At 68.6% G+C, this 21,985-nt stretch carries 22 protein-coding genes and 1 pseudogene; 13 read left to right on the top strand and 10 right to left on the bottom strand.

Going from position 1 to position 21,985, the window contains the following annotated elements; all coding sequences use genetic code 11:
- Positions 1–245: 245 nt before the first annotated feature.
- Together SRB17_RS41230 and SRB17_RS48315 are read left to right on the top strand one after the other, a co-directional pair.
- A complete protein-coding gene (locus SRB17_RS41230; protein ID WP_323377459.1) occupies positions 246–848 on the top strand; it encodes an isochorismatase family cysteine hydrolase in 603 nt (200 codons plus the stop codon).
- 94 nt (positions 849–942) lie between these two features.
- Entirely contained in the window at positions 943–3,183 is a 2,241-nt protein-coding gene (locus tag SRB17_RS48315) for an FUSC family protein (RefSeq protein WP_194294305.1), read from the top strand.
- On the opposite strand, the gene SRB17_RS41220 is transcribed toward SRB17_RS48315, so the two are convergent.
- Positions 3,081–3,428: an aconitase family protein gene (locus SRB17_RS41220; protein ID WP_323377458.1), complete on the bottom strand. Its 348-nt coding sequence runs from the start codon at positions 3,426–3,428 to the stop codon at positions 3,081–3,083. The two genes, SRB17_RS48315 and SRB17_RS41220, sit on opposite strands and share 103 nt — an antisense overlap.
- A 176-nt stretch (positions 3,429–3,604) precedes the next feature.
- Between SRB17_RS41220 and SRB17_RS47095 the strand changes: the two genes are divergently transcribed.
- Positions 3,605–3,793 (top strand): hypothetical protein, encoded by a 189-nt coding sequence (locus SRB17_RS47095; protein ID WP_228396583.1) that lies wholly within the window; start codon positions 3,605–3,607, stop codon positions 3,791–3,793.
- On the top strand, positions 3,772–3,927 hold the full coding sequence (locus tag SRB17_RS47090; RefSeq protein ID WP_228396582.1) for a hypothetical protein: 156 nt from the start codon (positions 3,772–3,774) through the stop codon (positions 3,925–3,927). The genes SRB17_RS47095 and SRB17_RS47090 overlap by 22 nt, the downstream gene beginning before the upstream one ends.
- 21 nt (positions 3,928–3,948) lie before the next feature.
- Here SRB17_RS47090 and SRB17_RS41210 read toward each other — a convergent pair whose 3' ends face one another.
- The 3 genes from SRB17_RS41210 to SRB17_RS41200 all read right to left on the bottom strand — a co-directional run bounded on the left by SRB17_RS41210 (position 3,949) and on the right by SRB17_RS41200 (position 6,489).
- Positions 3,949–4,848, bottom strand: coding sequence for a DMT family transporter (locus tag SRB17_RS41210; RefSeq protein WP_153546777.1), 900 nt, complete (start codon positions 4,846–4,848; stop codon positions 3,949–3,951).
- Between the two features lie 250 nt (positions 4,849–5,098).
- On the bottom strand, positions 5,099–5,632 hold the full coding sequence (locus tag SRB17_RS41205; protein WP_153546775.1) for a DUF4863 family protein: 534 nt from the start codon (positions 5,630–5,632) through the stop codon (positions 5,099–5,101).
- A gap of 170 nt (positions 5,633–5,802) precedes the next feature.
- Complete coding sequence (locus SRB17_RS41200; RefSeq protein ID WP_153546773.1) at positions 5,803–6,489, bottom strand: TetR/AcrR family transcriptional regulator; 687 nt, start codon at positions 6,487–6,489, stop codon at positions 5,803–5,805.
- A gap of 489 nt (positions 6,490–6,978) precedes the next feature.
- On the opposite strand from SRB17_RS41200, the gene SRB17_RS41195 reads away from it, so the two are divergent.
- Complete coding sequence (locus tag SRB17_RS41195; protein ID WP_153546771.1) at positions 6,979–7,731, top strand: nitroreductase; 753 nt, start codon at positions 6,979–6,981, stop codon at positions 7,729–7,731.
- A 127-nt stretch (positions 7,732–7,858) separates the two neighbouring features.
- On the opposite strand, the gene SRB17_RS47085 is transcribed toward SRB17_RS41195, so the two are convergent.
- On the bottom strand, positions 7,859–8,053 hold the full coding sequence (locus tag SRB17_RS47085; RefSeq protein ID WP_228396581.1) for a hypothetical protein: 195 nt from the start codon (positions 8,051–8,053) through the stop codon (positions 7,859–7,861).
- 125 nt (positions 8,054–8,178) lie between these two features.
- Here SRB17_RS47085 and SRB17_RS41185 point away from each other — a divergent pair, with 125 nt between their 5' ends.
- On the top strand, positions 8,179–8,538 hold the full coding sequence (locus tag SRB17_RS41185; protein ID WP_194294304.1) for an IclR family transcriptional regulator domain-containing protein: 360 nt from the start codon (positions 8,179–8,181) through the stop codon (positions 8,536–8,538).
- Between the two features lie 289 nt (positions 8,539–8,827).
- On the opposite strand, the gene SRB17_RS41180 is transcribed toward SRB17_RS41185, so the two are convergent.
- The 5 genes and pseudogenes from SRB17_RS41180 to SRB17_RS41160 all read right to left on the bottom strand — a co-directional run bounded on the left by SRB17_RS41180 (position 8,828) and on the right by SRB17_RS41160 (position 14,443).
- Positions 8,828–9,493 carry a nitroreductase family protein gene (locus SRB17_RS41180; RefSeq protein ID WP_153546767.1) on the bottom strand — a complete coding sequence of 222 codons (666 nt, stop codon included), beginning with the start codon at positions 9,491–9,493 and terminating at the stop codon, positions 8,828–8,830.
- A gap of 306 nt (positions 9,494–9,799) precedes the next feature.
- Positions 9,800–10,200 (bottom strand): annotated as a pseudogene (locus SRB17_RS41175) (UvrD-helicase domain-containing protein); the annotation flags it as partial.
- Between the two features lie 303 nt (positions 10,201–10,503).
- The gene (locus SRB17_RS41170) at positions 10,504–11,559 is read right to left on the bottom strand and encodes a GlxA family transcriptional regulator (RefSeq protein ID WP_153546765.1); all 1,056 of its coding nucleotides are present in this window, start codon (positions 11,557–11,559) and stop codon (positions 10,504–10,506) included.
- Positions 11,560–11,745: 186 nt separating this feature from the next.
- Positions 11,746–12,384, bottom strand: coding sequence for an HD domain-containing protein (locus SRB17_RS41165; RefSeq protein WP_153546763.1), 639 nt, complete (start codon positions 12,382–12,384; stop codon positions 11,746–11,748).
- Between the two features lie 244 nt (positions 12,385–12,628).
- Positions 12,629–14,443, bottom strand: a complete 1,815-nt coding sequence (locus tag SRB17_RS41160; protein WP_153546761.1) for a sigma-54-dependent Fis family transcriptional regulator — start codon at positions 14,441–14,443, stop codon at positions 12,629–12,631.
- Positions 14,444–14,714: 271 nt separating this feature from the next.
- On the opposite strand from SRB17_RS41160, the gene SRB17_RS41155 reads away from it, so the two are divergent.
- The 7 genes from SRB17_RS41155 (at position 14,715) to SRB17_RS41125 (ending at position 21,908) form a co-directional block, all read left to right on the top strand.
- Positions 14,715–16,355 carry a methane monooxygenase gene (locus SRB17_RS41155; RefSeq protein ID WP_323377456.1) on the top strand — a complete coding sequence of 547 codons (1,641 nt, stop codon included), beginning with the start codon at positions 14,715–14,717 and terminating at the stop codon, positions 16,353–16,355.
- Positions 16,356–16,436: 81 nt separating this feature from the next.
- The gene (locus SRB17_RS41150) at positions 16,437–17,474 is read left to right on the top strand and encodes an FAD-binding oxidoreductase (RefSeq protein WP_153546759.1); all 1,038 of its coding nucleotides are present in this window, start codon (positions 16,437–16,439) and stop codon (positions 17,472–17,474) included.
- A gap of 54 nt (positions 17,475–17,528) precedes the next feature.
- The gene (locus SRB17_RS41145; protein ID WP_153546757.1) at positions 17,529–18,635 is read left to right on the top strand and encodes an aromatic/alkene monooxygenase hydroxylase subunit beta; all 1,107 of its coding nucleotides are present in this window, start codon (positions 17,529–17,531) and stop codon (positions 18,633–18,635) included.
- Complete coding sequence (mimD, locus tag SRB17_RS41140) at positions 18,632–18,988, top strand: propane 2-monooxygenase effector subunit MimD (protein WP_323377454.1); 357 nt, start codon at positions 18,632–18,634, stop codon at positions 18,986–18,988. The genes SRB17_RS41145 and mimD overlap by 4 nt, the downstream gene beginning before the upstream one ends.
- Positions 18,989–19,129: 141 nt before the next feature.
- Positions 19,130–20,140 (top strand): amidohydrolase family protein, encoded by a 1,011-nt coding sequence (locus SRB17_RS41135; protein ID WP_153546755.1) that lies wholly within the window; start codon positions 19,130–19,132, stop codon positions 20,138–20,140.
- Positions 20,137–20,886: a metal-sulfur cluster assembly factor gene (locus SRB17_RS41130; RefSeq protein ID WP_153546753.1), complete on the top strand. Its 750-nt coding sequence runs from the start codon at positions 20,137–20,139 to the stop codon at positions 20,884–20,886. The genes SRB17_RS41135 and SRB17_RS41130 overlap by 4 nt, the downstream gene beginning before the upstream one ends.
- Positions 20,883–21,908 (top strand): NAD(P)-dependent alcohol dehydrogenase, encoded by a 1,026-nt coding sequence (locus SRB17_RS41125; RefSeq protein WP_153546751.1) that lies wholly within the window; start codon positions 20,883–20,885, stop codon positions 21,906–21,908. The genes SRB17_RS41130 and SRB17_RS41125 overlap by 4 nt, the downstream gene beginning before the upstream one ends.
- Positions 21,909–21,985 lie beyond the last annotated feature (77 nt).

Here is a 21,985-nt window from a genome sequence, read left to right as displayed (position 1 = left end):
ACCGGAGAAGCAACCGCGGTGATGTCGCGACCAGGTCGTGAGCGGCGAGCCGGGCGCTGACCGCCGAACCGTCCCCGGGATGTTCCCGCCGATGAGCCGGCTACCTACTGCGCACCGGATGACACGAGGACAGAGTTACGTTACAGTCAATGCTTGTAACGTAAACCCGGCAGACGAACCGAACCGGCTGCCGACTACTTCCGCACCGGAGGACGATCATGGCGAGCGCCTATGAAAGCGGTCGAGTGGGATTGCTTCTCGTCGACCTGGTCAACGAAAACTTCTCCGAGGACGGCAAGGGATACGCCATCTACGCCCCGGAGTACGAGCGGCTGGGCACCATCGACCACCTGAAGAAGCTCATCGCCGGGGTGCGGCAGCGCGGGAACATCTCGCTCTTCTACTCGACGACCGCCTTCACGGACGAGGACTACTCGTCGTGGAAGCACGTCTCCGGGATCCACCGGCAGATGTTCGACAACCGGATGTTCAGGGCCGGAACCTGGAGCACCGAGTTCCACGAGGACCTGGCTCCCCAGCCGGGGGACGTGATCCTCGCGCCGCACAAGGGCATCGACGTCTTCCCTCACACCGACCTCGATGCCCAGCTGCGGCGGCACGGCGTCGAATACCTGGCCATTGCCGGGGTCTCCGGGATCATGGCCGTCGAGTCGACGGCCCGCACAGCGATGGAACGCGGGTACCACGTCACGACCTTCACCGACGCCATCGCCGCTCCCGGTGGCCTGGTCACGTACCAGGCCATGATGCGGGGACTGAACATGGTCTCCCACAGCGTGGTCGGCGTCGACGACTTCCTGGCCTCGCTCGACGAGTCGGCGGCGTAGCGCTTCACCATCGGCCCGGCGAGAGGAGCCGTGGGACATGCCAGGAACAGGGCTGTGGGCATGGCCGGGAGCGGCGGGCGTCCGGGATCGGTTCGTGGCATCCGATCCCGGACTGATCCGGCTGCTGTCGGCACTCGGCACGGTCTGCACGGTGCTGCTGACGCTCGGAGTCCTCGCGGCGCTGCACGCGCCGGTCCCGATCCTCGTGACGGGCGCTCTCACGGCGATGGTCAGCACGGTCGCGGTCACCGAGCCCCGCCCCCGCGACCAGGCGCTCACCCTCGCGGCCGGAGTGCCCGTCACACTGGTGATCATCGTGGTCGGCAGCACGCTGACGCCGTACCGGGTCGTGGCGGACGTGGTGTTCGTGCTACTGATCTTCGCCGCCATCTACATCCGGTGGCTGGGTCCACGCGCGACCACACTGGGCGTCTTCGCCTTCCAGCTCTTCTTCGTGACCCAGTTCGTCGACACCCACGTGGAGCAGCTGCCGCAGCTCTCTCTCGCGGTGATCGTGGCCTTCGGCAGCTCGGCGCTCGTCCGGTTCGTCGTCCTGCGCTCGCCGCCGGAGCGGACGACGGCACGGTTGCAGCGGGCCTTCCGGCTACGGCTGGCGCTGGTGCTCGACGCGCTGATCGAGGTGGCGGAGGGCGGTCCCGAGGCGCCGCAAGCCGAGCGGGCGGTCCGCGAGCTGCGCCGTCGCGCGGCCCATCTGCACGCGGCCGCGCTGCTGATCGAGAAGCGGCTGGGAACCGGAGCGCGCGCCCCACGCACCGGCGCCACCGTCCAGCGCTTTGCCGCGGACGCGGAGACGGCCCTTGAACGGCTGGCGATCACCGTGCTGCGGTTCCTGTGGCCCGATGCCGACATCGACACCCTGACCCGGCACCGGGCGAAGGGCCGACTCGTCGGATCCGCCGTCGACGCCCGCGACGCGGTGGCACTGCCCGGCCTGGTCTCGGAGCTTCGTGCGCTGCGCGTGGCCCTCGGCCCTGCCCGGCTGTTGCCGTCCGGCACCGACGGCGAGGAGGTACGCAACCGACTGCTCGGCTCCCGAAACGACGAGTGCCCGCCCGACGTGTCCGCCGCGATGAGAGACGCCTTGCGCTCCGCAGTAGAGTTCGCCCGTGCGATGTCCGGGGCGAACCCGGCCGTCGTCGGGCGCACCTCGACCTCCCCGGAACGGGCGAGCGAGAAGCCCTCCCGGGAAGTCTCCGGGCGCGCGGCGGACGTCGTACCGGGGCAGATGGGTACCCGCGTCCGTCCCACGACGAGGACCGCGCTCCAGGTCGCCACCGGATCCGCGCTGGCCATCGTGGGCGGTGAGCTGCTGGCGCCGCAGCGCTGGTACTGGGCGGTGTTCACGTGCTGGGTGGTCTACATCGGAACCGCCTCGACCGGGGACGTCCTGGTTCGGGGTTACCGACGGCTGATCGGCACGATCGTGGGTGTGGTCGCCGGGTTCGCCCTCGCCGCCCTGGTCGGCGAGCACCCCTGGGCCGCCTTTGCCCTGGCGGTCCTCAGTGTGTTCGGGATGTACTACATGACCGCGGTGTCCTACACCCTGCTGTCCTTGTTCGTCACCACGATGATCGGCATGCTCTACACGCTGCTCCATGCCCTCACCCCGGACGTGCTGGTGGTGCGGATCGAGGAGACCGCGCTGGGAATCGTCTGCGGGCTGGCCGCCGCCGTGCTCATACTGCCGGTGGGGACCCGGGAACGCACTGACCGCCTGCTGCGCGACGTGCTGGAGCGGCTGCGCCTGGTGCTCACCCAGGCGCTGGCCCGGTTGGGCGGCGAGCCCGACGGGGACCTGCTCGGCGCGGCCCGCGCGCTCGATTCGGCCCTCGATGATCTGCGTGTTTCGCTGCAGCCGCTGATCATCCCGGTCAGTCCCCTGCGGTCCCGGCGGAGCACCGCGCTCGCCGTGCTGGGGCTGCTGGAGACAGCCGCCTTCCACACCCGCGGCCTGGCTGTCGCCGCCGAACGGGTCCCGTCCGACGTCGGCATCGGCGCCGATCCGGACGTCGCGGACGAGGTTCGCCGCATCGGCAGCAACCTCGCGGGCCTCATCAGGCCCGTGGCCGACGGTGGCGAGGACGGCACCCCGCTCGAGCCCGGCTCCCGGATCGCCACCCGGCTCGCCCTGAGCGACAACAGTGCGCAGGCCGCGGGTGTCATCGCGACGCGGCAGGTGCTGCGGCATCTGCACCGGCTGGACGCGAGCATTCAGGGGCTGGCTCGCACGCTCGGCATGCCCGCCCCGGACGACCGTGATGCAGGCACGGCTGAGGCACCCAGGGGGTCGGAACTGCGCCAGGGATGCGGATGACCTGCCTGACACACGGCCGCGGGCCGTGGAAGGCTGTGAACAGCCGACCACGGCCCGCGGAAGGGTCGGGCTCCGGGCCGGCGCACTTCATGCTCCCCCTCGGCCAGAGTGCCGGAGGCGCCGATACAGGTCATGCTGCCGTAGCCGGTCAGATGGAAGCCGAGGTTCTCCCGGTAGGGCGTCAGCCCCGCGGCGTCCAGGTAGTCCGTGCCGACGCGGGAGCCGAGCGACGCGCTGGTCTTCACGCATGGTTGCCCGAGGTCACACCGATCACGCTGGACGAGGCGCCCGCCACCCTCGACGCCATGGCGGCCTGCACCGCGCACGGCCGCCGGGTCATCGTCTTCACCGACCGCGTCTCACCCCCAGCGCCGTCCTTCGACGCGTCCAGTCCCCGACAACGACCTGCAAGGAGACGACCATGACTGCGGTCGACGTCCCCGCCGCCATCGGCAGTTTCATCGACACCACCAACCGTGGCGACAGCGATGCCTTCGCCGCTGCCTTCACCGAGGACGCCCACCTCTACGACTCGAGTGCCACGGACTTGACGGTGTTCGCGAGTGGGACCGCACCGACAACATCGGTGTGCAGGCCCACTTCGAGCTGATCGATGTGGTGGCCGGTCCCGACGCGGACAGTTGCATCGTCACGCTCAAGGTCACCAGCAACCGGTACAACGGCACCGGCCCCATGACCTTCCGCCTGCGTGACGGCCTGATCGCCGACCTCCGCATCGGCTGACCCGCACGCGACCACCCGGCGCTAGACCGCGGCCTTCTCCGCCTGGTCCGGCGCCTCCTCCTCGGCGTTCAGGCACTCCGCCAGGCAACGCGTCCGGGAGAGCGTGAAGACGCCGTAGGTGAGCAGGCCGAAGCCGAGCAGGGCCGGCAGGTTCCACAGTCCGGTACGGGGCTGTTCGGCGTACAGCGTCACTCCCAGCACGACACCGGTCACGGCGTCGGTGAGGGTCAGGGCGGGCTGGGAGGCGATCAGTGGGCCGGCCTGCATGGCGGCGCCCAGCAGGAACAGGGACATGGCGCCGATCACCGCGAAGCCGTACGTCTGCCACGAAAGGAGGAACGCCGCGGCTCCCTGATCGTCCAGGACACCCATGGCCGACTTCATCAGCGCCGCGGCGAGCGCGTTGCCGAGAGCCGCACCGGCGGCCAGGCAGGCCGCCCGAGCGCGGCCGAAAGGCCGGGCACTGGCGGTCAGCACGAGAGCCGTGCCCAGGGCACCGATGACGACAACCGTCGGCACCCACCAGAGGACCGGTACCTCGGCACGCCCCCCGGAAGGGGCGAGCGAGAACAGAAAGACGGCGAGGCCGACGGCGATGCACGCCACCGACGCCCAGGACTTGCGTGAGCGACGCACATGGAAGACCATCCCGCCGATCACGAGAGCCAGCGGCAGCTCCAGGATGAAGACCGGCTGGACTGCGGCGAGCGAACCGGAGGCCAGGGCTAGCGCCTGGAGGACCGCCGACAGCGTCACACCGACGATGCCCGCGATCCACACGGGCGTCCGCAGCAGGTCGGCCAGCAGCCCGAGGCGCAGTGATGTCGACGCAGGGACGATCAGCGCCGCACGCCTTTGCAGTACCGTTCCCAGGGCATTGCTGCAGGCCGCGAGAACGGCGAGAACGACGGAAAAGGCCATGGCCGCAGCGGTCCTCTCTCAACCTTGGTACATGGTCCACCGCTACGCGGGGGAACACACGGCGCCGGCGCGGAATTCCGCCGGGCGCCGTGTTTCCTCGGCTGCTGCCGCGGTCGCGGGTCGTCGAGGCTGAGGCCTTCCAGGCGGGGCGAGGCGGCCGAACGCCTTCACAGCGCGTGCGGCACGGGCGAGCACCGACTCACCGGCCTCGGAACGCGTCATGACCGTACGTGCTCGCTGTAACGCCGGCCTAGCCGGCGGCACCGGCGGACCGGGAGGGATGGATGTCGTAGGAGATGCGTCCGGCGGGCAGGTAGAAGAGGGCGATCAGGGCGCCGCCGCGTACTTCGGGGTAGTGGTGGCTGCCCGGGGCGGGCGCGGTCCAGCCCGCTCCCTGCCAGCCGTTCGGCCCCACCAGCTGGGCTCCGGGGTCGATGGGGGCGACGAGGTTCAGTTCGCCGTACGGGTGCGCGTGGTACTGGCCCCGGTAGCGCTCGACGCTGTCCATGTAGACGGCGGTGATGCTGAAGTAGTGGGTCTCCGCTGACGGTTCGGCGATGAGGCTGCGGCGGTAGCGGGGCCCGTCGACCTCGATGTTCGCCGCCCAACCCTCCTCCAGGACACCGATCCTGATCAGGCGCGCGAGGTCCTGGTAGAGCTCGCTGTCGGGGCCGTAGGTGGTGTTCAGCCAGCTCTCCAGGTCGTCACCGGCCGTACGGTTCCTCACCTCGGCCAGGAACGGGATGCTGCGCTCGATCAGTGCCTGCCGGTTGTCCTCGCTCATGAGTGGACTCCTCTCGTGTCGCCACTGGGTCTGATACGAGACGATGCCTCAAGGTTCCGTTACAGTCAATGTCTGTAACGAAAAGCGTGCAGTCCACCGGCAGCGTACGAAGCCTGCGCTGGGCGCGGCCCGGGAGCGTGCCCCGCACGGCACCGTCCCGAGGGGCCTGCTCAGTCGGGACGGACCTCGCCGTGCACGGCGAGCGCCGGCCAGACCGTGGCGACGACCCCTTCCGCGAAGTCGTCCGGGACCTCGCGGCCGGTACGCAGGTAGTCGGCGAAGTAGCTGCCGAAACACAGGGTGACGATCATGCCCAGGTCCACGTCCTCGCGCACGGCACCGCGACGCTGCAGCGAGACCAGCGTCATCAGCAGCTCCTCACAGCGCGGCCGCACGCCGTGCTCCCGCAACTGCTCCAGCAGGCCGGGCGCCCGCTCCACCTCGGCCATGAAGTTGCCGTGCAGGGCCATGGCCCGCTCGTTGTGGTAGCGAGGATCCAGACGCCGCACCGCTTCGACGAGCGCCTCGCGCGGAGCCAGCCGCTCCATGTCCAGGGGAGGGTAGGCCTCGCGCTGCTTGCGCAGCCCGTACTCCAGGGCGTCGACCACGAGTTCGTACTTGTTCGGCCACCGCCGGTACAAGGTCGGCCGGGTGACACCGGCATCCGCGACGATGTCCCCGATCGTCATCGAGGAGTAGCCATCGGTGGCCAGTCGCTTGCGCGTGGCCTGCAGGATCGCCTCCTCGATCGCCGGATCCCTGGGCCGCCCTCCGGCGGAGGCGACCGGCTCCGCGCTCGAACGCTTGCCACGCTCGCCTACCCGCTCACCGGAACGCGCCGCCTTCGCCTTCGCCATCTCATCCCTTCCGACACACAAGCCGCCCTGGAGCCGGGCCGACCGTCCGCCTCCCGCCACGTCAGCACACTACGCGAACTCCGGCCCCTCGCTCCCAGCGCCTTCACCGGGCGGGCCGCCACTTTCGTTACAGATATTGACTGTAACTGAACATGCCCCTAGCGTGACGCGGACCCTCAAGCATGGTGACGTGACCGAAGGCGAGGACTTGACGATGGCGACTGCTCAGGAGCCTATCGACCACGGCGTTCCGGGGCGGGGCGGCGCCAGGGCCCTGAATGCCCGGGCCCGGACGAGGCAGCCGGGACCACGGTACGGCGCGAGCCGGACGGCTCCGCTGCCCGGAGACCACCCGGCCGTGAAGGACGCGACGACGAGTTGCCCGGCCGTGACAGGGCGCACCGGTCCCAGGGGCCAGGCGACGGACACACCGTCCCTCTCACCGGCCGGCCGCCACTCCTTCCGTACGACCCCTTCTCTGGCCTGACCATGGAAACGATCAGGAGCAACACCACGGCCACGGCACCGGCCCCCACCCCCGTGGCACTCCGGGTGACGGTGGAGGACGTCCTCCGCAGCCGGCACAGTGTGCGCGCGTTCCTGCCGACGCCCGTCCCCCGGTCCACGGTCGAGCGGCTCCTGTCACTGGCCGCCCGGTCCGCCAGCAACTCCAACTGCCAGCCCTGGCAGGTCCACGTCGTGACCGGGGCGGCGAAACGCTCACTCACCGCGGCCCTGCTGCGCGCCCATGCCGGCGACGACGAGGGGCGGGGACGGGACTACCCCTACCAGCCGGAGCAGGACGGTTGGTGTGAGCCGTTTCGCTCACGACGCCGCCGGTTCGGTGAGAGCCTCTACCGCGACACGCTCGGCATCCGGGCCGACGACCCCGGCGCACGGCTCGACCACCACCGGCGCAACTACGACTTCTTCGGCGCGCCCGTCGGCATCGTCCTGACCACCAGCCGGCATCCGCTGCAGAGCGCCCTCGTCGACGCAGGGCTGTTCCTGCAAGCCCTGATGCTCGCTGCGCGCGGCAACGGCCTGGACACCTGTCCCCAGGCATCCGTCATCGACTTCTCCCCCGTGCTGCGCCGGCACCTGTTGATCCCAGACGACCAGCTGATCGTCTGTGGAGTCGCCCTCGGGTACGCCGACCCCGCTCACCCCCTGAACCATCTGCGCACCACGCGCGAACCCGTCGGTTCCTTCGCGACCTTCCACGGGGACGAAGCCGACTGAGGGCCTCCCGAGCCCGTCGGACGTCGTCCACGTCCGTCCCCCGTCCTCAGGGGACGGCACACGCCGACCGTCTCGGGCACGAGCCGTCGCAGTGTCCGACAGCAAGGGCCACGCGGCGCCACGACGGTTACTCGGTCCCGGTGCCGGCGAGGTAGCGCGTGGCCCAGGCCGCCAGCACGGCGGCGACGTAGGCGGCGTCGGCCCGGTCGGTGAGCATATGGTCCGCACCGGGAATCGCGACGAAGGACTTGGAATGGCGGGCGATGTCAAAGATCTGCCGTGCGTTCTCCACCTCCACCGTCTCGTCGGCGGGGGAATGCATGACCAGCAGCGCGGCGCCCAGCCGGCGGATGCGTTCCCGCTGAGGCTGGGCGGCGAGGTCATCGAGAAAGCCCCGGCGGATGCGGAAGGTTCTGCCGCCCAGATCGACTTCTGCCTCACCGCGCGGTGCGGCCGTCGCTGCCGATCGTCGGGAGCGGCATCGGCTACCGCGTCCCCGCGCACAGTTCGGCGCTGGGAAAGGTGCTCCTGGCGCACCTCGACCCCTCCGAGGCGGGCTCACGCGGCGACGTCCGCGACAGCAAGACCCTGGAAGGGATCCGGCAAGCCGGACACTGCTACGTCGCGAACGACGTCGAGCCGGGGTTCCACTCCATCGCCGTGCCGGTCGAGCGCTGGGACGGGCGCGTCGTGGCGTCGTTGAACGTGGGCGCGGCGATCGAGCAACTACCCCGGGACGAGATGTCCGGGAAGGTCCTGGACACGCTGCGGCGGAGCGCCGAGGACCTCCGGAGGCAACTCGTGTGACGGTACTCGGGCGCACACGAGCGAACTGCCCGGCGAGCACACCGGGTAGGGTCGAACCCACGGGCTCCGTGCGGTCCGACCGCCGGGGGACGCCCGCCGAGAAGCGGCCTCCTGGACGTAGGTCGGGGGCAAGCAGGGTGGCAGACGCCCGGTCAGGCGGGCGAAGTTCAGCGCCCGGCCAGGCAGGCGAGTTCAGAGGTCCGGTCAGGCAGCACGGTTCAGATGTGCGCCGGGAGCACAGAACCCGTGGTCGAGCAGGGACCGACAGCCCACAGCCCCGCCGAAGGGTTCACTCGGCGGCGGGGGTCCACAAAGGCTCGGAGACCGTCATCCCGATGTGGCCGGCCCAGGTGTTGCGGCTGGCCACCTCGTGAACCGGTCGGCGATCGGCGGCCACACCCCAGCGACCGAGGGGGTAGCCGAAGGCGAGCATGACGTTCATCTTCCAGCCGTCCTCGGTGGGCACACCGAGCAGCCTGTGCACGACCTCCTCCTCGTACCGCAGCACTGTCGTGATGACACCGCCGACTCCTTCCGCCCGCGCGGCGAGCAGGGCGCTCCAGATGGCGGGATAGATGTTCGCGCCACCGTGGTCGTCGATGGAGAACACGAAGAGCAGCAGGGGGATGTCGGCGAAGTGCTCGCTGAAGTAGTCACCCGACGCCTTGATCCTACGCATGGTGGCGGCATGTTCCGCGGGATCGTGAATCGTCTTCGCGAGGGCACCTTCGGCGATGTCGGCGTACTCCTGCTCGCGACACTTCCGGTAGAGCTCCGCGAGCTGGCGCTTACGGGCGGGGTCATCGACGGCGAGGAAGTGCCACCGCTGGGCGTTGCCGCCGTTCGGCGCCCGGATGGCTGCGTCCAGGATGCGGCACTGGGTCTCCAGCGGGATGGGGTCCTTGCGCATGCGCCGCATCATCCGCGTGGTGTACAGGGCCTCGTGAACGTCCATGCCATCCCTCCTGAGACAGCCGACGGATATCGCGCTGCGCGCAGATCGCAGGTGCGGCGAGGAGCATGCCGCCGCGGGTCTAATTGCATTACAGATGTAGACTGTAATTTAACTGAACACCTCGGGCAAGCGGGCGGTCGGACGCAGGGGCACGGCCGGGATCTCCGAGTTCATTTCGCTCGCCTGCCGCAGTCCTGCAGCAAATCTCAAGTGATCAGCCCCTTGAAGATGTCCCATGAAAGACGGACGTTTCGCCTATGCGACGACCGGGGTCCGTACACCGGCTACCACAATGACTCGGCGGTACAGCTGGGTGCCGTTGAAGCCGTTCATGACGTCTGTGGCGCCGCGCCAGTGGCAGATGGCCTGGGCGGAGTCGCCGACCATGACGAGTTGGGCGTGGTCGCGTTGGGCGAGGAAGATCGCCTCGACGACGGGTCGGTGTCCTGGGCTTCGTTCAGGAGCAGGTAGTCGGCGTCGAGTTTGGGCTGGGTGAGGGCCCAGATCTTCAGGTAGTGGTCATGTTCGAAGCGGACGCAGCCGTCGTCGGGGTTCTGCAGGACCGTCCAGGCTTTGTGGGCGATGCGGACGATGTGGCCGGCCAGTTCGCGGTGGAGGTCTTTGCCTTCCAGGCCGCGCAGTTTCGGGACGTGGCGGTGGGTGATCGCCTGGTCGGCTGTGTGGCAGAAGCGGCTGACGGTGCGCAGGATGGGGCCGATCCCCATCGTCGCGTGGGTACTGGCAATCTGGGCCGCGCGCCGACCGAAGATCGCCGGCCGTGCGCCGATACAGGCCGCGCTGGGCTGGGCCCTGCTCCGCCGGCAGCCGAGGGGAGGCCGGATCGGCCATCGGGCCGCCCGCGACCACGCTCCCCACCCGCTGCTCGGCGCATTCACCATCGAGAACGCGCCCACGCCGGACCCCGCTGCGAAGGCCACCCCATCACGTTCGGCGCGCCTGCCTGCCCCCGGGCGCCGCTGCCACAGCCGGCCGCGCACCGCCGGTCCTGCTCAGGTCACGGGCCGGTATCCAGGGCCGACTTCACGAGAGTGTTCAAGACCATCACCCACCGGAGCGGTGGTTTCACATTGCGCTTCAACGCAGTCGCGCGTGCCTGAGTGCGTTGGCGCAAACCGGGCGCGGTAGTGGCCGGGTGAGACCCCGAGCCGGGCCACGAAGGTGCGGCGCAGTGTCTCGGGGCTGCCGAACCCGGCTGCCCGGGCACTCTCGGCCACGCTGTGACCAGCGTCGAGAAGGGCCTTCGCGTGATCCAGCCGGACGCGTTCGACGAACTTGGCCGGCGTCGTGCCGAGTTCGGCGTTGAACAGCCGCGTGAGATGCCGGGAGCTCACACCGACGAGAGCCGCCAGCGAATCCGTACTGTGCTCGAGCGCGGGCTGCGCCGAGATGAGGTCGATGACCGCACGCAGTGCGGGCGCGCGCGGGACGCTCGCCTCCAGCGGTGCGGAGAACTGGGACTGCCCACCGGGACGGTGCATGAACATGACCAGGTTTCGGGCGACGTCACGAGCCAGCGCCGCACCGTGGTCCCGCTCGACGAGGGAGAGAGCCAGGTCGATACCGGCGGTGACACCCGCCGAGGTGAAGATGCCACGATCCTCGACGAAGAGGGCATCGGGCTCGACGTGAATGTCTGGGTAGGCGCGGGCGAGCAGCTGGACATGGCGCCAATGAGTGGTCGCCCGGTGCCCCGAAAGAAGGGCTGCAGCAGCGAGAACGAACGAGCCGGTGCAGATGGAAACAAGCCGGCGTGTGCGAGGACGCTGCTGCCGGACGGCCTCGGTCAGATCCGGTGGGATCGGTTCGGTGACGAGTAGATCCCCGCCCGAGACGACGAACGTGTCGGCGGCGAGGTCCGCCGCAGCCGAATCCACGGACAGACGCGTACCGATCGACGTGCGTACCGGCTCGCCGGACGGCGACGCGTAATGCAGCGAGTAACGGGCGCCGAGAGTGTTCGCCTCGGCGAACACCTCCGCCGGGCCGGAGACGTCGAGCATCTTCATGCCGTCGAACACGAGGAAGACGACGCGGTGGACTGCCATGCTATTGTCGGCTCCTTTCCCTGACCAACGTCAGGACGTTCGAGCGTAAAGTGTCGCGCCATATGGAACGGCTCTGCAGGCGGTCAGCGGCCGCGCTGGGGTCGACCCCGAGCAAAGGCCCGCCCGGCCGACCCGTTGCCGACCGCTGGTGCGACCGCGACGCCGCCAAGGTGATCGCGAATCAGGTCACTCGGGCCAGGCGTTGCTCTGGATGACCTCAACGAAGTTCTTGCGCTGGAAGCCGGGGTCGAAGTGGGCGAGGACATCGTCGTTCATGGTGCCGAACGTGGTGTCGGGCCGGTCGGCCATGCCGTCGTAGAAGGCCTGGAGGATGCGGTCCTTGAAATCCGGTCGCGGATGCGCGGCGACGACCGCGGCACGCTGTTCCGGGGTGATCTGCTCCAGTTCCAGGCCCAGGACGTCGGTCTCGACGCCGAGCGTCACCACGGAGACTTCAGGCGCGAGGTGGAGAGGGACCTCCGGTGTGGTGTGCAGGGCGATCGCCAGCCAGACGTTGCGTGCCTCCTGCTCGCTTCGGCCGTGGTCGCGCAGGAAGGTGTACGCCGCCTCGGCGCCGTCGAGCTCGAAGCGGCGGTCCTTCGTGCGGTAGTCGGCCGTCAGCCCGAGATCGTGGAAGAGGCCGCCGACATAGGCGAGCTCGGGATCCACCTCCAGTCCCCGGGCGGCGGTCTTGAGCATCCCCCACAGAAAGACTCTGCGGGAGTGGTGGAAGAGCGTGTCGTCGGCCGACTGGCGTACCAGCGCGGTGGCCTCGCGGACAAGGGCGGTGTCCGGGACCGTGATCCCGGCGATCGTTTCGGGCATGACGCCTCCTGAAGGGAAGGCCGAAGCGTGGGTCGCTTGTGACTCATCTCCACGCTCCTCCATCGCCTCCCTCGGCGGAAAGTGTCCGAATGGACACACAGCCCACAGATCTGGACACAGGATCTGCCGGCGGCAATAGCCGACCGGCTCCCGGGCCGGCCAAGGGCGACATCGGACGCGGCGCGCCGCCGATGTCACCCGGCCGCACCGCCCCGGCACCGAGGGCAATTAAGGCCCGCGGCCGTCACTGGGGGAGGTCAATGCCGTACTCGCGGATCTTGCGGTAGATGGTGGCGCGGGAGACTCCGAGCGCTCGGGCGGCTTCGTTCTTGTTGCCCTTGGCGTCGATCAGACCGCGCACGATCGCATCGCGTTCGAGTGCCTCCAGGGGACTGAGCACCCGGCGGGACACCGTCTGGCATTCGGGGGGCAGGTCGCTCGGCTCGATCACGCCGAACCTGCGGTTCTGTGCCACGGTGCTCAGGACCTGACGCAGCTGGGCGACGTTCTCGGGCCAAGTGGCACGCATGAGCAGCCGCATCGCAGCAGGGGAGCAGCTCAGAGTCGTGGCCGAGGTCAGCTTGGCAAGGAGGTGCGGGACGAGTTCGCGGACGTCCTCGATGTGGTGGCGCAGCGGCGGGAGCTCTACGGCCGCGGGGAAGGCGCGCAACAGGTCCGCGAGGCCGTGACCGTGCTCGAGAGAGCGGTGGGTTGCCGTCACCCACAGGTGCTCTTCGGTCCGGTCCGCGGCCTGGTGCCGCTGGTGCAGGAGATCGGTAAGGGCCCGGATGCTCTCTGGGGGCAGCCGGTCGATGTGTCGCAGCACCAGTGCGCCGCTGCTCTGCCGGAACTCTTGCTGCGTGCGGGCGAGGAAGGCGGCGGAGTCGCCCGCCTCGGCGGCGTCCAGCACGTGGAAGCGACCCGCGGGGTCATGATGGCGGTGCACAGCGCGCAGCAGGGCGAGCTTGCCGGAGCCGACCTCTCCATGCACAGTGATCCATTCACCGGCCAGGTAGTGCGCGCGCACCTGGTCGCAGGCGCGCTGCCACACGGCGGAGGAGCCGGCGAGGCCTGGCAGCAAGGGCTGGAAGGCCGAGGTGTCGGACTCCAGCCCCGAGCCCCTGCCGGTGAGCCGGACGCGGACCACGCCGCCGGCGGGGCCCGATGCGGTTTGCACCGGGGCGCAGGACATCCTGGCCTTCGCGCCACTGGGCAGGTCCACATCGATCATGACGCGTTTGCTGCCCATCATCGCCTCGGCCGCGGTGGCCAGCAGCGCGGCCTGGTCCGAGGTCGTGAGCACCTGGCGGGCGTGGTCGTTCATCATGACGACGTCGTTGTTCAGCGCGAACACGATGCCGCGGCTGTGCCGGCAGGCGCGCAAGTACTCCTGGAAAAGTGCGAACTCCCGCAGTCCGGTAAGCGTCGTCAGTTCCCGCTCGATGTGCTCGGCCGTGGCCTTGGCCAGCGCCAACAGCAGGGGTGAGGCGTCACGGCTCCAGCAGGTCAAGTCCAGCACGCCGAGCATGCGGCCGGAGACGGGATGGCGCACCGGCACCCCGACGCAGCCGAACTCCTCGAGGCCCTCGGCATAGTGCTCGTGGCCGAACACACCGATCGCCTGGCGGCCTTCCAGAGCCGTGCCGATGCCGTTGGTCCCCACGAACTGCTCGGCGTAGCTGAAGCCCGGGGCGAGCTGCACCCGATCGAGGTGGCGCTCGAGCCGGCGGTCCTCGGTGCGCCGGTCGAGGACGACGCCCGCCGCATCGGTGAGGATGATGCTTACCGCCTGATCACTCATCTGCTCCTGCAACCGATCGAGAATCGGCGCGGCACTGTGCACCAGGGGAGTCTCGAGATTCGGGTCCTTTGCGTACGGCAGTTGGACACGGTCGGCGGCGACCTTCCAGCTCTTCGACCGCCACCACGAGGCGGCGATCGTCTCGCGCACCTCGTCCGAGTCGAGGGCCCCGGCCGTCAGGAACCGCTCCCGCGCCGCCGCCAGCACCCGCCCGTGCGGCGGGTACGGAGCTGGAGCGTCGGAGTGTGTAGGGGGCATCACGTCTCCTGTCCGGCTCGCGACATAACCAAGGTGTGTCGGGGCTGTTGCCACCATGCAACCAAGCCCGGGACATCGGAGGAAGACTGCGGGACCGTCTCATATTGAGACCGCCATCGGCCGGTCGATGCCGTGTGATGGCTCACGCCAGGACGTCATCGCCAGGGCCTCGCGATCGCCGGGGCCTCAGGTGACACGCGGGTGACGAATGTGGCGACGGTGCGGTCGCGGGCGCCGAAGCTGCGCTTCACCCCTCCCCAGGAGGCATGGAGTGAGCCGACAAAGTCTGAGTAAGGCGCACAAGAAGATCACCGAGCTGTCGTGGGAGCCGACGTTCGCCACGCCGGCGAAGCGGTTCGGCACCGACTACAAGTTCGACAAGGCCCCGAAGAAGGACCCCCTCAAGCAGATCCTGCGCTCCTACTTCCCGATGGAGGAGGAGAAGGACAACCGCGTATACGGCGCGATGGACGGCGCCATCCGCGGGAACATGTTCCGGCAGGTGCAGGAGCGGTGGATGGAATGGCAGAAGCTGTTCCTGTCGATCATCCCGTTCCCGGAGATCTCAGCCGCCCGCGCCATGCCGATGGCGATCGACGCGGTCCCCAACCCCGAGGTCCACAACGGGCTGGCGGTCCAGATGATCGACGAGGTCAGGCACTCGACGATCCAGATGAACCTCAAGCGCCTGTACATGAACCACTACATCGACCCGGCCGGCTTCGACATCACCGAGAAGGCGTTCGCGAACAACTACGCGGGCACCATCGGACGCCAGTTCGGCGAGGGCTTCATCACGGGCGACGCGATCACCGCCGCCAACATCTACCTGACCGTGGTCGCCGAGACCGCCTTCACCAACACCCTGTTCGTGGCCATGCCGTCGGAGGCCGCCGCCAACGGCGACTACCTGCTGCCCACGGTGTTCCACTCGGTGCAGTCGGACGAGTCCCGGCACATCTCCAACGGCTACTCCATCCTGCTGATGGCGCTGGCCGACGAGGACAACCGCAAGCTGCTCGAGCGCGACCTGCGCTACGCGTGGTGGAACAACCACTGCGTGGTGGACGCCGCGATCGGCACCTTCATCGAGTACGGCACCAAGGACCGCCGCAAGGACCGGGACAGCTACGCGGAGATGTGGCGTCGGTGGATCTACGACGACTACTACCGCAGCTACCTCATCCCGCTGGAGAAGTACGGCCTGGTCATCCCGCACGACCTGGTCGAGGAGTCGTGGGACCGGATCTACAACAAGCACTACGTCCACCGCGTCGCCCAGTTCTTCGCCACCGGCTGGCCGGTCAACTACTGGCGCATCGACCCGATGACCGACCAGGACTTCGAGTGGTTCGAGTCGAAGTACCCCGGCTGGTACAACCAGTTCGGCCGCTGGTGGGAGGAGTACAACCGGCTGCGCTACCCCGGACGCAACAAGCCGATCGCGTTCGAGAACGTCGGCTATGAGTACCCGCACCGGTGCTGGACCTGCATGGTGCCGTGCCTCATCCGCGAGGACATGGTGGTCGACAAGGTCGACGCCCAGTGGCGGACGTACTGCTCGGAGACTTGCCACTGGACCGACAAGGTGGCCTTCCGCCCCGAGTACGAGGGCACCCCGACCCCGAACATGGGCCGGCTGACCGGCAAGCGGGAGTGGGAGACGCTGCACCACGGTCGGGATCTGGCCGACATCATCTCCGACCTCGGGTACGTCCGCGACGACGGCAAGACGCTGATCCCGCAGCCGCACCTGGACCTCGACGACCCGAAGAAGCTGTGGACTCTCGACGACGTCCGCGGCATCCAGTTCGCCAGCCCCAACGTGCTGCTCAACGAGATGTCCGACACCGAGCGTGAGGCGCACGTCGCGGCCTACAAGGCAAACCCGAACGTCACCCCAGCGGCCTGACGCCGACTCAGACCGGCTCTCGCCACGGCGCGCAGCCGCGACGCGCCGCGGCGAGAGCCCCCATCTCCGAGGAGCGGCATCATGGCCGACACGCACAAGGTGCGATTCGAACCGGTAGGCATAGAGATCGACGCCGACGAGGACGAAACGGTGCTCGATGCCGCGTTCCGGCAGGGCGTCATGCTGATCCACGGCTGCAAGGAGGGCCAGTGCTCGGCATGCAAGTCCTTCCTGCTCGACGGCGACCTCCAGATGGGCCGGTACTCCACCTTCGCCCTGCCGGACTTCGAGAAGGACGAGGGCTACGTCCTGCTGTGCCGGTCCCACGCCTACAGCAACGTGGAGATCGAGCTCGTCAACTACGACGAGGACATGATCAGGTCCGGCCTGCCGGTGATCACCGTGCAGACCGAGGTGGCGTCGGTGGCGGAGCTCACGCACGACATCTCTCTACTGCGGCTCAAGTTGCCCGCAGAGCACGCCTTCCGGTTCCACCCCGGCCAGTACGTGGACATCACCATCCCGGGCACCGATGAGCACCGCTCCTTCTCCATGGCCAACATCTCCGCGGCCGAAGGGATCCTGGAGTTCATCATCAAGCGCTACCCGGGCGGGAAGTTCTCCGGCCTGCTCGAGAACGGCCTCTCGCTGGGCATTCCCCTGGAGGTGACTGGCCCGTACGGCACCTTCACCCTCCGGGTCAGCTCCGACCGCCGGCTGGTGTTCGTCGGCGGCGGTGCCGGGATGGCTCCCATCCTGGCACTGCTGCGCCAGATGGCCGAAAGCGGCAACCAACGGGAGGCGGTCTACTACTACGGCGCCCGGACCGAAGGCGATCTGTTCCATCTCGAGGAACTGGCGCACCTCACGGAGCAGCTGGGCGGCTTCCGGTTCGTGCCCTGCCTGTCCGAGAGCCGGCCACCGGACTGGGCCGGCGAGAGCGGGCTGGTCACCGACGTCCTCAGGCGGTGCGAGCAGAACCTCGCTGCCTGCGAGGTCTACCTGTGCGGCCCGCCGCCGATGATCGACGCTGCCCTGCCGCTGCTGCAGGACATGGGCGTGCCCGAAGACCAGATCTTCTTCGACAAGTTCACCGTCACTGCGGCCGCCGAGGACTGACGGCCGCCGACGGAAGCCCTGTCCACCATGCAAGACACAGAAAGGTGTGCGCTCATGAGTCCCGCGGAAAAGACCGCGCCGAAGAGCTTCCCCCGGATCGAGTTCACCGGAGCGGAAGCAGGCCTGAAGGAATTCCCCAGCTCGAAGAGCCGCTCGTACAACTACTTCACGCCCCAGAAGATGCGGGCCACGATGTACGAGGACGTCACTGTCGACGTCCAGCCCGACCCGGACCGCCACCTCACCCAGGGCTGGATCTACGGGTTCGCGGACGGCAAGGGCGGTTACCCCCAGGACTGGACCGAACTGCGCTCCAGTGACTGGCACCGCTTCCTCGACCCGAACGAGGAGTGGGAACAGACCATCTACCGGAACAACTCCAACGTCGTGCGGCAGATCCAGCTGAACCTGGAGAACGCCAGGAAGGCCGGCGCATACCGCAGCTGGCCGACGGCATGGATGAAGTTCCTGGAGCGGCACCTGGGTGCCTGGATGCACGCCGAACACGGCCTGGGCATGCACGTGTTCACCTCGGAACAACGTTCCGCACCGACCAACATGATCAACACGGCGATCGCGGTGAACAGCGCACACAAGCTGCGCTTCGCCCAGGACCTCGCGCTGTACAACCTGGACCTGTCCGAGGCCGGCATCGGATTCGACGGTGCGGTCCACAAGAAGGCCTGGCACACCGATCCGGTGTGGCAGGGCGTACGGGAGAACGTCGAGAGGCTCACCGCCATCGGTGACTGGGCCGAGTCGCTGTTCGCCACCAACGTGGTCTTCGAGTCCCTGGTCGGTGTGCTGTTCCGCAGCCAGCTGGTGATGCAGGTCGCTGCGCGCAACGGCGACTACGTCACTCCGACACTGGTGGGCACCGGAGAGCACGACTATGACCGCGACCGGCGCTACACCCTGGCTCTGTTCCGCATGCTCGCCACGGACGACACCCACGGCAAGCACAACCGGGACGTCCTGCAGAGCTGGCTGGAGACCTGGGTACCGCTGAGCGTCAGGGCGGTGCGCGAACTGCAGCCGATCTGGTCGCAGCCCCACGACAAGGTGGTCACCTTCGCCGACTCGTGGGACAACGCGGCCGGCGGGTTCAGCACTCTGCTGTCCGACCTGAACCTCTCCGATCCGAAGGGACTCTCGCAGTGACCGTCAGCAACGACGCGAAATTCGGTAGCAACCGGACCTTCTCGAACCTGTGCGGCGTGACCCTGATGAACAACCAGAACGGTCACGTCGTAGCAGAGGTGATGCGCGGCAAGCCCGGCGTGTCCGTCGAGGAGTACCCCTCCATGATCCGGGTCGACGGAGAAGGAAAGCTGCTGTTCGACTTCGACGAGATCACTGAGGTGATCGGCTTCGAGTTCGACCAGGCCGACTTCGAAGAGATCATGTCGACGCACTACGGGCGCATGGTCCACTTCGACGACAAGACGATGCTGTTCGCCAGCCCGGAGGAAGCGGCGGAGTACATCGACTTCGACCTCAAGCCGGTCCGGTAGCACCGGGCGTCACGCGGGCCGAGCCCCCGCTGAGAAAACGGAGAGTTCGGGGAGTGCGCGGGCTTCCTCCCCAAGCCCGCGCACTCCCCCGCCCCGCATCCCTCAGCCCATCCCCCGATCACCGCGAATCGAGGTAGGCACATGTACACCAAGAACGGCGAGTCCTACTACATCGTCGACGCCCATGTGGCCCTGTGGGACGGAAGTCCGGAGAACCAGGCCAACCGCCACGGCAAGGGCTTCATCGAGTGCTTCTACGACTACCACCGCAACCTCAGCCCGGCCGAGTGGCTGTGGCCGCTCGACAAGTTCTGCAAGTACTCCGAAGCCGACTTCGTCCACGACGTGTTCGACATCGGTCATGTGGACGTCGCGATCTTCCAGCCCGCTTACCTCAGTGACTTCTACACGCACGGCTTCCACCGCAGGGACAGGGCGCTGGCCCTGTGCGAGAGGCACCCCGGCAAACTCGTACTCAACGACGCCTGGGACCCCCGGGACGGCGAGGCCGGGCTGGAGCGGCTCGAGGCGCTGGCCGAGGGCGGAGACCTCAAGGGCATCAAGCTGTACACGGCCGAGTGGCGGGGCGACTCCCGGGGGTGGAAGCTCACCGACGAATGGTCGTACCGGTACCTGGCCAAGTGTGAGCAGTTGGGCATCACCAACATCCACATCCACAAGGGCCCGACGGTCTATCCGCTGGACCGGGACGCCTTCGACGTGGCCGACGTCGACGCCGCCGCGACCGACTTCCCGAACCTGAACTTCGTCATCGAGCACGTGGGCCTGCCCCGGCTGGAGGACTTCTGCTGGATCGGCACGCAGGAGCCGAACGTCTACGGCGGACTCGCCGTGGCGATGCCGTTCATCCACAGCCGGCCGCGTTACTTCGCCCAGATCATCGGCGAGTTGCTGTACTGGCTGGACGAGGACCGGATCCTGTTCGGCAGCGACTACGCCATCTGGCACCCCAAGTGGCTGGTGGAGCGGTTCGTCGACTTCCAGATCCCCGAGGACATGCAGGGCGAGTACGGCGTGCTGACACCGGACGTCAAGCGCAAGATCCTCGGCCTGAACGCCGCCCGGCTCTACGACCTCAAGGTTCCCGCCGAGCTGCCGGCCGCGCAGTCGTCCGCAGGGGCGACGGCATGACCTCCGCCCAGACCCCGCTCGAGGCGCGGGTGTGGAACGCGCTGGGCACGGTACACGACCCGGAACTGGACCGCGCGATCACCGAGTTGGGCTTCGTGACCGAGGCGAGCGTGCGCGAGGACGCCGCCTCGGGATGCACGGTCCTGGTGCGCCTGCGACTGCCGACCTACTTCTGCGCGCCGAACTTCGCCTACCTGATGGTGGCCGACGCGCGCGAGGCGGTGGGCGCGATACCCGGAGTCCAGAAGGCCGAGGTCAGGCTGGAGGACCATTTCGCCGCCGACGAGATCAACTCCGGGGTCGCGGCGAAGGCCGGCTTCGCGCGATCGTTTCCCCTGCACGCCGAGAAGGAACCGGCCGAGCTGCGCCTGATCTTCCGGCGCAAGGGCTATGTGGCCGCGCAGGGGCGGCTGGGCAAGCGGCTGACCGAACTGGGCTGGACCACCCGGCAGATGGCCGAGGCCCGGCTGCGCGACCTGTCCGACCAGCTGACCGCTCCCCTGATCCGCCGGCGCAGGGCCCTGGGTCTGCCGACCAGCGGCGACGAGCCCGTCTTCACCGACGAGCACGGACGCCGGGTCCTCCCCGGCGACATGGAAACCCACCTCAAGCGGGGCCGTACCACCGCCGTGGGCATCGGCGTGAACACCGAGATGTGCGGAGGGCTGCTCGCCACCCGCTACGGCACCCCCGAGTCCGACCTCACGGACCGCGCCCCGGCAAGCACGGCAGAAGGAGCCGCATGAAAGCCGTACGACTGCACGCGTACGACCGCATACCCGTGGTCGAAGAGGTACCCGAGCCGACGATCACCGGGCCGCTGGACGTGATCGTCCGCATCGGCGGAGCCGGGCTGTGCCGGACCGATCTGCACATCGTCGAGGGCCAGTGGGCGGAGAAGAGCGGCGTCGCGCTGCCGTACATCCAGGGCCACGAGAACGCCGGCTGGGTGCACGCGACCGGCAGAGCGGTGACGGACCTGGCCGTGGGCGATCCGGTGATCTTGCACCCCCTGGCCACCTGCGGACTGTGCCCGGCCTGCCGCCGCGGCGACGACGTGCACTGCGCGAACTCCGCCTTCCCCGGCATCGACACCGACGGCGGATTCGCCGAACTGGTCAAGACCAACGCGCGCGCCGTGGTCAAGCTCGAGAGCGGGCTCGACCCGGCGGACGTCGCGGCGCTCGCCGACGCCGGTCTGACGGCGTATCACGCGGCGAAGAAGGCGGCGAGGCGTCTGGCGCCCGGGCAGAAGGCGGTGCTCATCGGCGCCGGCGGACTCGGCCACATCGGCATTCAGGCCCTGCGCGCGCTGAGCCCCGCCGAACTGATCGTCGTCGACCGCTCGCCAGAGGCCCTCAAGCTCGCCGAGACCCTCGGCGCCACGCACACCGTCGTCGCCGACGGCACCCAGGTGGAGCACGTACGGGAGCTCACCGGCGGACAGGGCGCCGAAGCAGTCATCGACTTCGTCGGCGAGGGCGGCGCCCTCGAGGACGGCGTGGCCATGCTGCGCCGGGCAGGCGACTACCACGTGGTCGGGTATGGCGGGGTCCTGGCGGTGCCCACGATCGACATCATCTCCACCGAGATCAACTTCATCGGCAACCTGGTCGGTTCCTACACCGACCTGGCCGAACTGATGGTCCTGGCCGCCCAGGAGAAGGTCGCCCTGCACACCACCGTCTATCCCCTGAGCGACTTCGCCAAGGCGCTGCAGGACCTGGTCGAGGGCAAGGTCCGCGGCCGGGCCATCCTCGTCCCCTGAGCCGGTCCTCTCCTGCCCTCCACGCGCAGGACACGGCCGTTCGTTCGCGGCAACCGCTGCACCACACCCACCACCGG

The sequence above is a fragment of the Streptomyces sp. RB17 genome, from assembly GCF_009604455.1.
GTDB lineage: Bacteria > Actinomycetota > Actinomycetes > Streptomycetales > Streptomycetaceae > Streptomyces.
Note: the sequence above shows the minus strand (reverse complement) of the source record. Positions and strands in the feature narration are given on the sequence as shown.